The sequence below is a fragment of the Agrobacterium sp. LEGMi-208b genome (assembly GCF_059511785.1).
On the sequence record NZ_CM183446.1, the window covers coordinates 2,202,630 to 2,216,927 of the forward strand.

The 14,298-nt window shown below is 59.4% G+C and carries 11 protein-coding genes; 10 read left to right on the forward strand and 1 reads right to left on the reverse strand.

Going from position 1 to position 14,298, the window contains the following annotated elements:
* Position 1: 1 nt before the first annotated feature.
* The 8 genes from AC5YUO_RS24550 to AC5YUO_RS24585 all read left to right on the forward strand — a co-directional run bounded on the left by AC5YUO_RS24550 (position 2) and on the right by AC5YUO_RS24585 (position 10,758).
* Complete coding sequence (locus tag AC5YUO_RS24550) at positions 2-1,138, forward strand: ABC transporter permease (RefSeq protein ID WP_496155615.1); 1,137 nt, start codon at positions 2-4, stop codon at positions 1,136-1,138.
* 12 nt (positions 1,139-1,150) lie between these two features.
* Positions 1,151-2,818: an ABC transporter ATP-binding protein gene (locus AC5YUO_RS24555; protein WP_496155616.1), complete on the forward strand. Its 1,668-nt coding sequence runs from the start codon at positions 1,151-1,153 to the stop codon at positions 2,816-2,818.
* A 22-nt stretch (positions 2,819-2,840) separates the two neighbouring features.
* Positions 2,841-4,214: an alpha-glucosidase/alpha-galactosidase gene (locus tag AC5YUO_RS24560; RefSeq protein ID WP_496155617.1), complete on the forward strand. Its 1,374-nt coding sequence runs from the start codon at positions 2,841-2,843 to the stop codon at positions 4,212-4,214.
* Positions 4,215-4,686: 472 nt separating this feature from the next.
* Positions 4,687-5,751, forward strand: a complete 1,065-nt coding sequence (locus tag AC5YUO_RS24565; RefSeq protein WP_400815503.1) for an HlyD family secretion protein — start codon at positions 4,687-4,689, stop codon at positions 5,749-5,751.
* A gap of 11 nt (positions 5,752-5,762) precedes the next feature.
* A complete protein-coding gene (gene rbbA, locus AC5YUO_RS24570; protein ID WP_496155618.1) occupies positions 5,763-8,540 on the forward strand; it encodes a ribosome-associated ATPase/putative transporter RbbA in 2,778 nt (925 codons plus the stop codon).
* Positions 8,537-9,655: an ABC transporter permease gene (locus tag AC5YUO_RS24575; protein WP_496155619.1), complete on the forward strand. Its 1,119-nt coding sequence runs from the start codon at positions 8,537-8,539 to the stop codon at positions 9,653-9,655. The genes rbbA and AC5YUO_RS24575 overlap by 4 nt, the downstream gene beginning before the upstream one ends.
* A 138-nt stretch (positions 9,656-9,793) precedes the next feature.
* Positions 9,794-10,396, forward strand: a complete 603-nt coding sequence (locus AC5YUO_RS24580) for a hypothetical protein (protein WP_496155620.1) — start codon at positions 9,794-9,796, stop codon at positions 10,394-10,396.
* A 215-nt stretch (positions 10,397-10,611) separates the two neighbouring features.
* Positions 10,612-10,758, forward strand: coding sequence for a DUF1127 domain-containing protein (locus AC5YUO_RS24585; RefSeq protein ID WP_003521716.1), 147 nt, complete (start codon positions 10,612-10,614; stop codon positions 10,756-10,758).
* 541 nt (positions 10,759-11,299) lie between these two features.
* Here the strand turns inward: AC5YUO_RS24585 and AC5YUO_RS24590 are convergent.
* A complete protein-coding gene (locus AC5YUO_RS24590; RefSeq protein WP_003505649.1) occupies positions 11,300-11,743 on the reverse strand; it encodes a response regulator in 444 nt (147 codons plus the stop codon).
* Between the two features lie 479 nt (positions 11,744-12,222).
* Here AC5YUO_RS24590 and ftsZ point away from each other — a divergent pair, with 479 nt between their 5' ends.
* Positions 12,223-13,185 (forward strand): cell division protein FtsZ, encoded by a 963-nt coding sequence (ftsZ, locus tag AC5YUO_RS24595; protein WP_003521714.1) that lies wholly within the window; start codon positions 12,223-12,225, stop codon positions 13,183-13,185.
* Between the two features lie 388 nt (positions 13,186-13,573).
* Entirely contained in the window at positions 13,574-14,272 is a 699-nt protein-coding gene (locus tag AC5YUO_RS24600) for a GntR family transcriptional regulator (protein WP_400815686.1), read from the forward strand.
* Positions 14,273-14,298 lie beyond the last annotated feature (26 nt).

The following is a 14,298-nucleotide window of genomic DNA, read 5'->3' on the forward strand; positions in this document are numbered from 1 at the left end:
GATGATGGCGTTTGACGAAGTGAAAAACGAAACCGCCATCACCCCCAAGCCTGAACGCGGCATGCAGGGTAATGAGTCCTATCTCGCGCTGGTATGGCGGCGTCTCAGACGCTCCTTCACCGGCATGGTCGGGCTGGTGCTGGTGGTGCTGCTGATCCTGATTGCCATTTTCGCCGATTTCTTCGCTCCGATGAACCCGCTTGAAACCAATGCCAGCTTCTCGCCGCCGCAGGTGGTGCGGTTTTCGGACAAGGACGGCAATGTCAGTCCGTTCCCCCGCGTTTACGCGACTGCCGAAACGGAAGAGCTAGATCCAGTCACCTTCCAGCCCATCGTCGGGCCGGATTACGACAATCCCGTTTATCTCGGTTTCTTCGTCAAAGGCGTGGAATACAGGCTTCTGGGTCTCATTCCGATGAGCCGGCATTTCTTCGGCTCGACGGACGGCAAGCCGGTGCATTTTCTCGGAACCGATAAATTCGGACGCGACGTGCTGTCGCGCGCCATCTACGGTTCGCGTATCTCGCTCGCCATCGCGCTCAGCGTTGTGGCCATCGTCACCGTCATCGGCACCAGTGTCGGGCTGATATCAGGCTATTTCGGCGGGCCGCTGGATGCCTGGGTGCAGCGTTTCGTAGAGGTGGTGCTCGCCTTCCCGCAATTGCCGCTTTATCTCGCGCTGACGTCTCTCATCCCGGTCACCGCACCGACCACCGTTTTCCTCGTCTTCGTGGTTGGCGTCATGTCGGCGCTCGGCTGGGCGCAGATGTCGCGGGAGGTGCGGGGCAAGACGCTGGCGCTGGCGCGTATCGATTACGTCCGGGCAGCTATTGCCGTCGGTGCCACCGACCGGCGTATCATTTTCCAGCATATCCTGCCGAATGTGATGAGCCATGTGATCGTCGCCGTGACGCTACACATTCCAAGCGTCGTGCTGCTCGAATCCTTCCTCGGTTTCCTCGGCTTTGCGGTGAAGCCGCCGCTGATTTCCTGGGGGTTGATGCTGCAGGATACCGCGACCTATTCCGTCATCGGTTCCTATCCCTGGATTCTCGCACCGGTCGGTTTTGTGCTGGTCACCGTCTTCGCCTTCAACGCGCTCGGCGATGGCCTGCGCGATGCCGTCGATCCCTATTGAGAGGAGCGTAAAATGGTAGCTAGCCAGAACAACACATACGCCCCCGCGATCCGCTTCGATGCCGACAATCGCAACGACGACGCCATCATCGACGCCCGCAATATTGCCGTGAGCTTCAAGGTGGAGCACGGCACTGTCGAAGCGGTGAAGGACATCTCCTTCCAGCTCTACCGGGGCGAGACGATCGCCATCGTCGGCGAATCCGGTTCGGGAAAATCGGTAACGGCGCGCACTGTCATGGGCCTTCTGACGAAGCGGGCTTCCGTTTCGAAATCTGCGACCGTGCGGTTTAACGGCGATGACATATTGAAGTTTTCGAGCCGCCAGCGCAGGGCACTGCGTGGCAACCGCATCTCGATGATCTTTCAGGAGCCGATGAGTTCGCTGAACCCGATCTATACGATTGGTAGCCAGATCGTCGAGGCGATCCGTGTTCATTCGAAACTCAGCCGGAAAGAGGCCGAGGCGAGGGCGCTCGATCTTCTGCGGCAGGTGCAGATACCGGAGCCTGAAGCGCGGCTGAAGCAATATCCGCACCAGCTTTCCGGCGGCCAGCGGCAGCGTGTGATGATCGCCATGGCGCTCTCCAACGATCCGGATGTGCTGATTGCCGACGAACCGACCACCGCACTCGATGTGACGGTGCAGGCGCAGATCCTCAATCTCATACGCGACCTGCAGAAAAAGCGCGGCATGGCCGTGGTGCTCATCACCCATGACTTGACGATCGTGAAGCAGTTTTCCGATTACGTCTACGTCATGCAGCATGGCGAGATGCGCGAGCACAACACCACGGAGAAGCTTTTCGCCGGGCCGCAGCACCCCTACACAAAGAAGCTGCTCGGCTCCGAACCGCATGGCACGGCGAAACCGCTGCCGGAAAATTCCGGTGTGCTGCTGACGGCAAGCGGTGTGCGCGTGTCCTTCATGATGCGTCACGGCGGGTTGTTCAAACCGGAGCTGAAAGAACTGATCGCCGTCGACAGCCTCGGCCTGACCCTCAGGCGGCACGAGACGCTGGGGCTCGTTGGTGAATCCGGTTCCGGCAAGACCACTTTCGGGCAATCGCTGCTGCGGCTGAACGAGCCGGTGGGCGGCGAGGTGGTCTTTGATGGCGAGAGGGTCGATGGGCGTTCTCGCGCTCAAATGCGGCCCCTGCGTTCGCGTATGCAGATCGTGTTTCAGGACCCTTTCGCCTCGCTCAATCCGCGCATGACCATCGGCCAGATCATCGAGGAAGGCCTCATCATCAACGGTCTGGGCAAAACCAAGGCCGAAAGACTGGAGCGGGTACGCGATGCGCTGGAGGCGGCGGGCATGCCCGGCAATATCCTCTCGCGTTTCCCGCATGAATTTTCCGGCGGCCAGCGCCAGCGCATCGCCATTGCGCGCGCCGTGGCGCTGGAGCCGGAATTCATCCTTCTCGATGAGCCAACCTCGGCGCTCGATCTTTCCGTGCAGGCGCAGATCATCGATCTGCTGCGCAAGCTGCAGGATGAGCGGGGCCTGAGCTACCTGTTCATCTCGCATGACCTGAAGGTGGTGCGCGCACTCTGCCACCGCGTCATCGTCATGCAAAGCGGCAGGATCGTCGAGGAAGGCCCTGTCGAGGACGTTCTTACCCACCCAAAAACCGAATATACTCAGCGGCTTGTACGAGCCGCCTTCGAAATCGCTTGAATGCCAAATGCCGGAGGTAGACATGGCAAGAGATCCCAAGATCACATTTATCGGCGCAGGTTCCACTGTTTTCATGAAGAACATCATCGGTGATGTGCTGCAGCGTCCGGCGCTTTCCGGCGCCACCATTGCGCTGATGGATATTAATCGTGAAAGGCTGGAAGAAAGCGCCATCGTCGTCAACAAGCTGATTTCGACATTGGGCGCGAAGGCGAAGGCCGAGACCTATACCGACCAGAAGAGGGCGCTTGCCGGTGCCGATTTCGTCGTCGTCGCTTTCCAGATCGGCGGTTACGAGCCCTGCACGGTCACCGATTTCGAGGTGCCGCGCAAATATGGTCTGCGCCAGACCATTGCCGATACGCTCGGTGTCGGCGGTATCATGCGCGGCCTTCGCACCGTGCCGCATCTGTGGAAGATCTGCGAGGACATGCTGGCCGTCTGCCCCAACGCCATCATGTTGCAATATGTGAACCCCATGGCGATCAACACCTGGGCGATTGCCGAGAAATATCCGACGATCCGGCAAGTGGGCCTTTGCCATTCCGTGCAGGGCACCGCCATGGAACTCGCCCATGATCTTGATATTCCCTATGAGGAAATCCGCTATCGTTCGGCCGGCATCAACCACATGGCGTTTTTCCTGGAGTTCGAGCACCGCCAGCCCGACGGCAGCTACAGGAACCTTTATCCCGATCTCGTGCGCGGTTACCGCGAAGGCCGTGCGCCAAAACCCGGCTGGAACCCGCGTTGCCCCAACAAGGTTCGTTATGAAATGCTGACAAGGCTCGGTTATTTCGTCACCGAAAGCTCCGAGCATTTCGCCGAATATACGCCCTATTTCATCAAGGAAGGGCGCGAGGATCTGATCGAGAAATTCGGCATTCCGCTCGATGAGTACCCGAAGCGTTGCATCGAGCAGATCGAGCGCTGGAAGGGGCAGGCGGCGGCCTATCGCTCGGCGGAGAAAATCGAGGTCAAGCAGTCCAAGGAATATGCCTCCTCCATCATCAACTCGGTCTGGACCGGCGAACCCTCCGTCATTTACGGTAACCAGCGCAACAATGGCTGCATCACCTCGCTGCCATCGGATTGCGCGGCGGAAGTGCCCTGCCTTGTCGACCATAACGGCGTGCAGCCCACCTTCATCGGGCAATTGCCGCCGCAGCTCACCGCCCTGATGCGCACCAACATCAACGTGCAGGAGCTGACGGTGCGGGCGCTGATCACCGAAAACCGCGAGCATATCTTCCATGCGGCGATGATGGACCCGCATACGGCGGCGGAGCTGGACCTCGATCAGATATGGTCGCTGGTGGATGACCTGTTGCTCGCCCATCGCGACTGGCTGCCGGAGTGGACGCAGGCGGAGGTGAAGCGGGCGCGGGCGGTGTAAATTCATCGCCCACCGTCAACTGCGCACAGGAGGGTGCTGTGGGAAGCACACTGCATTCCTCATGCCCGCGAAAGCGAAAACCCTCCTTCGTCATCCTCGGGCTTGACCCGAGGATCCACAACTCCGCCTGCCGATGGATCCTCGGGTCAAGCCCGAGGATGACGCCCCATTGATCCCGAAGATGACGCCGGATTTGATGGAGAGATTGTCTGACACTCGGTAATCTCGAAGGTGAGCCGGTGAAAGGCGGGCGAAGGGGACGCCTTTTGCTGACGCTCCGCTTTAGACCTTTTCCGGTGCTTGATTTGTGTCAAGGTCGTAAACCGCTCCCTCACCTAAACAAGCCCCATCACCCGGTCTTCTCCCACTGAGTGCGGGAAATATCAGGTGCGAATTATGAACGTAAAGGTGGCTGGCTTCTTCGGTTTCATCGTATTACGGTTGAAACTCTAGGGGTTCATGGGGAAGACGGATGTCTAAAAAAGGCTTGCTCATTGGTCTGGCGGTTGTTGTGCTTGCCATCGCCGCTTATTTCGCCTGGTCGAAGCTGACGGCAGCGGGGCTACCCTCCGGTTTTGTGGCCAGCAACGGCCGCATCGAGGCGGTCGAGATCGATATTTCCACCAAGACCGCCGGTCGCCTTCAGGACATCATGGTGCGCGAAGGCGATTTCGTGAAGGCCGGGCAGGTGCTGGCGCAGATGGATACGGCCCAGCTGGAGGCGCGGAAACGTCAGGCGGAGGCACAATTTCGCCGCGCGAAAATAGCGATCGATACCGCCCACAGCCTCGTCGCCCAGCGCGAAGCGGAAAAGACCTCGGCGCAGGCGGTGGTGGAACAGCGCAAGGCCCAGCTCGATTCCGCCTCCAAGACCTTTGCCCGTTCGAAACAGCTGCTGACCGGCAATGCCGTGTCGCAACAGATTGTCGATGACAGTGAAGCCGCCGAGCAGTCCGCCCGCGCCACGCTCGCTTCGGCTGAGGCCTCGCTGGCCGCCTCGGACGCGGCAATCAACGCCGCCAGGGCGCAGATCGTCGATGCGGAAGCCGCTGTCGATGCCGCGCAGGCTGATATTGAAAGCATCGAGACCGACATAGCCGATGCGACGCTGAAGTCGCCGCGCGACGGCCGGGTGCAATATCGTATCGCCCAGCCGGGTGAGGTTCTTTCCGCCGGCGGGCGGGTTCTCAACCTCGTTGATCTCGGCGATGTCTATATGACGTTCTTTCTGCCGACCGCCGAGGCCGGCCGCACATCCATGGGTTCGGATGTGCGCCTGATACTGGACGCCGCGCCGCAATATACCATTCCCGCCAAGGTTTCCTTTGTCGCCGATGTGGCGCAATTCACGCCGAAGACGGTTGAAACCGAGGAGGAACGCCAGAAGCTCACCTTCCGGGTCAGGGCGCAAATCCCGCAGGAGCTGCTGCAGAAATATATCCAATATGTCAAAACCGGGCTGCCCGGCATGGCCTATGTCCGGCTTGATCCGCAGGCCGCCTGGCCGGAGAACCTCGAACGCAATCTTGTGAAGTGAGGGTGGCCGCCATGGTCATGCCCTCCGCGACGAGCAGCAAAAACGATCCCGGCGCGCCGGTCGCACGGTTGACGGATGTAAGGCTGACTTTTGCCAGCACGGTTGCGCTGGCCGACATATCGGTTGAAATTCCAGCCGGGCGGATGATCGGCCTTATCGGGCCTGACGGTGTCGGCAAATCCAGCCTGCTGTCGCTGGTTTCCGGCGCACGCGCCATACAGAAAGGCAAGGTGGAGGTTCTGGGCGGCGATATGTCCGATCCGCGCCACCGCGAGGATACCTGCCCGCGTATCGCCTATATGCCGCAGGGCCTTGGCAAGAACCTTTATCCCACCCTGTCCGTCTTTGAAAATATCGACTTTTTCGGCAGGCTGTTCGGTCAGGGCGGCCGGGAGCGGCAGGCGCGCATTGCCGAATTGCTGAAGAGCACCGGCCTTGAGCCGTTCGCCGACCGCCCGGCCATGAAACTTTCCGGTGGCATGAAGCAGAAGCTCGGGCTCTGCTGCGCGCTGATCCACGATCCCGACCTGCTTATCCTCGATGAGCCGACCACGGGTGTCGATCCGCTGTCGCGCCGGCAGTTCTGGGAGCTGATCGATTCCATCCGGGCCGGGCGTCCGGGCATGAGCGTGATTGTCGCAACGGCCTATATGGAAGAGGCCGCCGGTTTCGACTGGCTGGTCGCCATGGATGGCGGAAAGATCCTTGCCACCGGCTCGCCCGCCGAGCTGCTGGAACGCACCGCCGCCGCCAATCTCGATGCGGCCTTCATCGCGCTTCTGCCGGAAGAGAAACGTAGGGGTTATCACGAGGTGCAGATTGCACCCCGCAAGGTAACGGATGATGGCGATTATGCCATCGAGGCCTCGCATCTCAGCATGCGTTTCGGTGATTTTACCGCCGTCGACAATGTCAGCTTCAAAATTCCGCGCGGTGAGATTTTCGGCTTTCTCGGCTCGAACGGCTGCGGAAAATCCACCACCATGAAAATGCTGACCGGGCTTCTGGCCGCCAGCGAGGGCGAGGCGAAGCTCTTCGGGCACAAGGTGGATGCCAGCGACATGGCGATCCGTCACCGCGTCGGTTACATGAGCCAGGCTTTCTCGCTCTACTCCGAACTGACGGTGCGTCAGAACCTCGATCTTCATGCGCGCCTGTTCAAATTGCCGGAAGAGACCATCCAGCCGCGTATCGCCGAAATGGCCGAGCGCTTCGATCTTGGCGCAGTCATGGAAACCCTGCCGGACGACCTGCCGCTCGGCATCCGGCAGAGGCTGTCGCTGGCGGTGGCGATGATCCATTCGCCTGATATTCTCATTCTCGATGAGCCGACCTCCGGTGTCGACCCGGTGGCGCGGGACGGCTTCTGGCAAATCCTCGCCGATCTCTCGCGCAACGACAATGTCACCATTTTCATCTCCACCCATTTCATGAACGAGGCGGAGCGCTGCGACCGAATTTCGCTGATGCATGCCGGCAAGGTGCTGATCAGCGATACGCCTGATGCGATCACCAGGAGCCGTAATGCCGCAACGCTGGAGGAGGCTTTCGTCGCCTATCTGGAGGATGCCTCCGGGGTGAGGAAGACTGGAACGGCCGAAGCACCTGCCGCCGCAGCAAACGTGCCGGCGACGCCACATGTCACGCCCGCCCGCAAGAGGTTTTTCGATTTCAGGCGCATGTTCAGCTATACGCGCCGCGAAGCGCTGGAGCTGCAGCGCGATCCCATTCGCGGCACGCTCGCGGTGCTTGGCAGCGTCATCCTGATGTTCGTGATCGGATACGGCATCAATCTCGATGTCGAGGATCTGACCTTCGCGGTGCTGGATCGCGACGATTCCACCATCAGCCGCGATTATGTGCTCGATATTGCCGGCTCCCGTTATTTCATCGAAAAGGAACCGATCCGCGACTATGCCGACATGGACCGGCGGATGCGCGATGGCGAACTCAGCCTTGCCATTGAAATTCCTCCCGGCTTTGGCCGTGATGTGTTGCGCGGCAAGACGGTGGAGGTAGGTGCCTGGATCGACGGTGCCATGCCGCAGCGGGCCGAGACCGTTCGCGGTTACGTGCAGGGCATGCACCAGACATGGCTGGCGCGCAAGGCCACCGAGATTTATGGCGCCGCCGCCACACAAAGCACATTCAGCATCGAAACGCGCTATCGTTACAATCCGGACGTCAAGAGCCTCGTCGCCATGGTTCCGGCGGTCATTCCCCTGCTGCTGATGCTCATTCCCGCCATGCTCTCGGCGCTCAGCGTCGTCAGGGAAAAGGAACTCGGCTCCATCGTCAATCTTTACGTGACGCCGACCACGCGGCTGGAATTCCTGATCGGCAAGCAGCTTCCCTATGTCGCCCTCGGCATGCTCAATTTCCTGCTTTTGACGGCATTTGCGATCTTCATCTTCCGGGTGCCGTTCACCGGAAGCTATCTCGCTTACGCGACGGGCGCTTTGCTCTTCGTCATCATTGCCACCTCAATCGGCCTTCTGATGTCATCCTTCATGAAAAGCCAGATCGCGGCGATCTTCGGCACGGCTTTGCTGACGCTCATTCCGGCGACGCAATATTCGGGCATGATCGATCCCGTCTCGTCGCTGCAGGGAGCAGGGGCCTTTATCGGCAACATCTATCCCGCCACCTATTTTATGACCATTTCGCGCGGAACCTTCTCCAAGGGGCTGGATTTCGCCGGACTTTCCGGCTCTTTCCTGCCGCTTCTCATCGCCATTCCGCTGCTCCTCATCGCCGGTGCCGCACTTTTGAGGAAACAGGCGTCATGAGGTTGTTTTCGTCCAACATCTTCCAGCTCGGCATCAAGGAACTGCGCGGCCTTGCGCGTGACGGCATGCTGCTGCTCCTGATCGTCTACGCCTTCACGCTGCAGATCTACACCGGCTCCAGCGCGCTGCCGGAGACGCTGAACAATGCCGCCATCGCCATTGTCGACGAGGACCAGTCGCCGCTTTCCGGCCGCATCAGCACGGCGTTTTATCCGCCCTATTTCTCCCCGCCGAAGCAGATTTCCATCGCGGAAATGGACAAACGCATGGATGCCGGGCTCGATACCTTCGCGCTCAACATCCCGCCGGATTTCCAGCGCCGGCTGATGGCCGGGCAGCAGCCGGCCATCCAGCTTAATATCGACGCCACCCGCATGAGCCAGGCTTTCAGCGGCGGCGGTTATGTGCAAAACATCGTCACGAGTGAAATCCAGGAATATATCAGCCGCTATCGCGGTGCGACCACGGTGCCGGTGGAGCTGACGCTGCGCTCTCGTTTTAACCCGGAACTGGACAAGTCCTGGTTCGGATCGATCAACAACATCATCACCGCCATCACCATGCTGTCGATCGTGCTGACGGGGGCGGCGCTCATTCGCGAGCGCGAGCATGGCACGGTCGAGCATCTGCTGGTCATGCCGGTCACGCCGCTGGAAATCATGCTCAGCAAGGTCTGGTCCATGGGCCTTGTCGTGCTGGTGGCCTCGGCATTTTCCCTGTTTGTCGTCGTCAGGGGGCTGCTTGCCATTCCAATCGAAGGCTCGCTCCTCCTCTTTCTGCTCGGCACCGCCTTGCAGCTCTTCGCCATGACGTCGATGGGCATCTTCCTGGCGACGGTGGCCGGTTCCATGCCGCAATTCGGCATGTTGCTGATCCTGTTTCTGCTGCCGCTGCAGGTGCTTTCCGGCGCCATGACGCCGCGTGAGAGCATGCCCGATATCATCCAGTACATCATGCTTCTCGCACCCAACACCCATTTCGTCATATTGGCGCAATCGGTGCTTTTCAGGGGGGCGGGGCTGGATGTGGTCTGGCCGCAATTGCTGGCGCTGCTGGCCATTGGCTCCGCGCTCTTCGTTTTCGCGCTTCGCCGGTTCAGGCGGTTCCTGCGCTGACCCACAGCCGGATCATGCGCGTGTTTCGGCCATTTCCGCGCAAGTTGAATTAATTGTGTTCGGTAACGGTATGTTCGCCTTCCGTGAATATGCCTATGAGGACGGCTGGGTAAGCGGGCTTTGTTCAGGAGTAGCAAAATGAATATTGCAGCACGTCTGTCACTGGTTGCCATGATCGCACTGGCGGCAACGCCCTCTGTCGCGTCGGAAGATATGACGCCGGAGACGAGCGAGGCGATATTCGGCTTCGGCGGCGCCCTGACGAAAGAAGACATGCTGAAAAGTGCGGCCCTCTTTCCGGTGGAATATGAGCGTAACGCCATTCTGGGCGGCGGTTATCAGCTCTATCCCTATCACATCGGCAATGTGAAACTCGGCGGCGAAATCGGCGTCGCCGCCAGATTTGGCAAGGGTTTCACGGGCGAAGTCTGGGCGGGCCCGGTTGCGCGTTACGAGCAGATCAGGCTCGGCGAGCGGCTGTTCGTCACGCCGAGCTTCACTGCCGGCCTCAGCCTCGTCACGAATACGCAGCCGGGCCGCGAGCGTGAGCAGGAAATCAAGGATGATGGCAACGCGAACGTCCTGTTTTACCTCGGGCCTGAGATCAACGTCTCCTTCAGCGAAGATTCCTCGACGGAATTCTTCTGGCGCCTTCACCACCGTTCCGGCGGTGGCAAGACATTGGGCAATATGAAGGGTGCGACAAACGCCAACGTCTTCGGCGTGCGCTACAAGTTTTAAGGCGCGGGCGCTCACGCGCCCCTCCATGTGGCTGAATTTTCAGCCGCCTTTCATTTTTCTGGAAGACGTGAATGGGAACCCTTGCATGCAGCGCATGGGTGGATTGCCTTATTCTGCCTGTTAATTCCGCATCGGAAAGCGCATATAGGGGGCATCAAAGGACGCCGGAACGAAAACGTTGCTGACGTCACCTAAACCTCAGAAAGGGTAATGTCATGAACGTAGCACGCAGCTTCAATAACTGGCGCAAATATCGTCAGACCATCAACGAACTCGGCCGTATGAGCACACGTGAACTGCACGATCTCGGTATCGATCGCAGCCAGATCACCAGCGTCGCCCGCGCCGCTGTCGGCAGGTAATCAAGGCGATATCGCCCCATTACGAATGATCCAACGCCCGCTTTGCGGGCGTTTTTGTTTGCGGTGAACGTGCCTGACTACAGGCGTCTGACAGACGGGTACATTTCACGACATGCTCCACTCCGCCCTCGGCCGTGTGCCGAAGATCGGTGCGCGTCGTGAAAAATCAATCGGTATCAGGTTTGAGATATCGGGTTGACTGCGAGGGGCGTTCAGCGCCCGGTATTTTCCATCGCCCATATTGCCATGCATCATATGCATATCTGCGCTGCAACCTTGTGCCTGTCAAACGCGCAGGAAAATGGTATCTTCCAATCATCGAAACGGATGTACCTCCTCCCACATCCTTTTGGTAATGCGGGTGATCCTACTCCTCCTCCCAAAGGATTGCCCCAGGGACAGCGGTTTTCCTCCTCCCATATCGCTGTTCATCTTTTCAAAAAGCCTGCCGCACCTCCTCCCGCGGCAGGCTTTTTTGTTTTTGGCAACTTCGCCAGTCTTCAGAACAATCGTCTTCAGAATAATCGCCTTCAGAATAATCTCAGTCGAAAGCCATCATGCCGATGGGCGTCACGGCATGGGTGCCTGCGCGTCTGGCAAGGGCATAAGCAAGGCACTGTTCGACGGCATCCTGCGGCACCGGCTTGGCGATCACGCCGGCCCCGATGCCGAGATTGACGACGACTTCGGGATTCGCCGTCATGAAGATCACCACCACGCCATGGTCTTCGGAAAGCCGCCGCCCGATCTCGGGGCCGGTCTGACCGTCGGCAAGATTGACGTCGACGAAGGCGATATCGGCACGGCTGCCAAGCGCCACGGCCTCTTCCAGCCGGTTGGCGATGCCGATGACATCTGCCTCTTCCTCCGCCTGCAAAATGGAATCCTCTATATCCATGGCGATGAGGAATTCGTCTTCCACGATCAGCACACGCGGCTGTTCCGTGCGGAAACCCGGTTCGTTTTGCAAGACGTCTGCCAACATATGCCTGTCTCCATTCGTGTGCTTCAGAGCACCGGACCGAAAAGCGTGGTGCGGTTTTCGGATCATCCGATGCTTTAACCAAAATCTGGAGCGGCGGGGCCGGTTCCGTTTCAGTTCCCGCCGCTCCAGCGGGATCGGCAAGCAAACACTTCTCGGCGCAACTCGTTCCAAAGTGAGATAAACATAGTGAATGGAGTGTAAACGATGTGCCTTTTCGGCTATCACCTCTAAAGAGCGAAGCAGTTGATTCGGTTCGGTTTTCATCCGGGGAAGGGGTCGGAGAACGTCGCCGTGGAGCATCTTTCGCCCCCTGGAACACCGTTCTTTCGCCATTATGGGGTGAAAGGCCGGTATGGAAATTCAAAGCGTTACAGCTTCTTTCCCTCTCGGAGAGAAAGCGCTGGGAGCTTGCCGATCATTCGCGTGCCGCAGTCGAAAAACGGCGCGGAACCCTATGAGTTTAGAAAGAGAATAACACGATGACCCAGTCTCCGCGCGCCACCATCGCCCGCAACACGCCCAATATCGCCGTCGTCGGCGTCGGTGGCGGTGGCGGCAATGCGATCAACAACATGATTGCCGAGGGCATTGGCGGCGTCGATTTCATCGCCGCCAATACGGATGCGCAGGCGCTGAAGAAGACCAATGCGCCGCGGCTGGTGCAGCTCAGTTCCGAGCTGACAGGCGGGCTTGGGGCGGGTGCTGACCCAGAGGTCGGCCGGCAGGCGGCGATCGATTCCCTGGATGAGATCATGGATCACCTGAGCGGCTACGATATGTGTTTCATCACCGCCGGCATGGGTGGCGGCACCGGCACGGGTGCTGCTCCCGTCATCGCGGAAGCCTGCCGGGCGAAGAATATCCTCACCGTCGGGGTCGTGACGCTTCCTTTCAGCTTCGAGGGCGCGCGCCGCATGCGGGCCGCCGAATACGGCTTCGCCAACCTGCTCAATACGGCCGATACCGTCATCGTCATTCCCAACCAGAACCTGCTGCGCATTGCCGATGCGGGCACGACTTTCGAAAATGCGTTGAAGACGGCCGACAAGGTTCTGTCGCTCGGCGTGCGCTGCATCACCGATCTCATCCTGCGCGAAGGCCTCGTTAATCTCGATTTCGCCGATGTGCGTTATGTCATGAAGAACGGCGGCCGGGCGCTGATGGGAACAGCGCAGGCCAAGGGTGAAAAACGCGCTTCGGAAGCGGCGGCGGCAGCCATCGCCAATCCGTTGCTCGGCGAACCCTCGCTGAAAGAAGCGCGTGGTGCGCTGGTCTCGATTTCCGGTGGCAACGACCTGACGCTCTACGAGATCGACGAGGCGATGACGCTGGTGCGCGAGGCGGTCAGCGAGGAGACCGATGTGGTGATGGGCGCTTCCTTCGATCCCACCCTGGACGGTGCTTTCAAGATTTCCGTCGTGGCCACCGGCCTGCGCAATTAAGGGCGCACTTGCCGCGTCGCGGAACCGGGGTAGCACGGCGGTGCGACACATTTCTTCTCCCCGCCGGGGAGAAGGTGGCCCCGAAGGGTCGGATGAGGGGGCTAGCTCGCCGAATACCTCTACCCTTGCCCCCTTCATCCCGCTGCCGCGACTTTTTCCCGCCGGGGAGAAGAAACAGGAGGCGTGCTCCTCTTTCTCCGGATAAATCGAACCTCCCATCGCCTACGCCATAAACTGAACGATCAAAAGCCGTCGCGGGCAATTTCCGCGATGGCTTTTGGTTGTTTTTGAACAATTATTCCGCCATTCGAAGAAGGTGCGGTGCAGCGCGACGTTGATCGGGAAAAAATATAATAGTACTCTTTATGTCGACAAGAGGGATTTGATGATGACGGATATAATTGCTTCTGCCGAGCGCAAGCGCGGCTCCGGCGTAAAGATGGTCTATGATCTGCTGCGCGACGAGATTCTCGATCTGGTTCTGCCGCCGGGCAGCCCGATCGATGAGGTGCAGCTTGCCGAAAGGTTCAAGATGTCGCGCACGCCGATCCGTGAGGCGCTGGTGCGGCTTTCGGGCGAGGGGCTGATCGATACGCTGCCGAACCGCTCCACCATGGTGTCGAATATCGATTTCCTCAACATGCACACCTATTTCGATGCGCTTGTCCTGATGTACCGGGTGACGACCCAGCTTGCCGCGCAATATCACCGTCCGGAGGATCTGGCTGGAATCCGCGCCCATAACGCGGAATTCGCCATCGCGGTGGAGGAGCAGGATGCGCTGGCGATGATTTCCACCAATGCCGCACTTCACCTTTCCATCGCCGAAGCCGGGCGCAACCCCTATTTCACCAGCCTGTTCAAACGGCTGCTGGATGAGGGGCGGCGCATCCTCAGGCTCTACTACCAGTCCTATGACGATCGTCTGCCGAAGCGCTTCGTCGATGATCATGAAGAGATGATCGCGGCGATTGCCGCGCGCGATACCGCCCTTTCCGAGAGGCTGGCGCGCGAACACGCCGAGCAGATCGTGCGGCAGGTCCAGAAACTGCTGGTACGAAACGAACGGCTGGAAATAAATCTGTAGCCTGCGGATTTCTTGTCGACAAATAA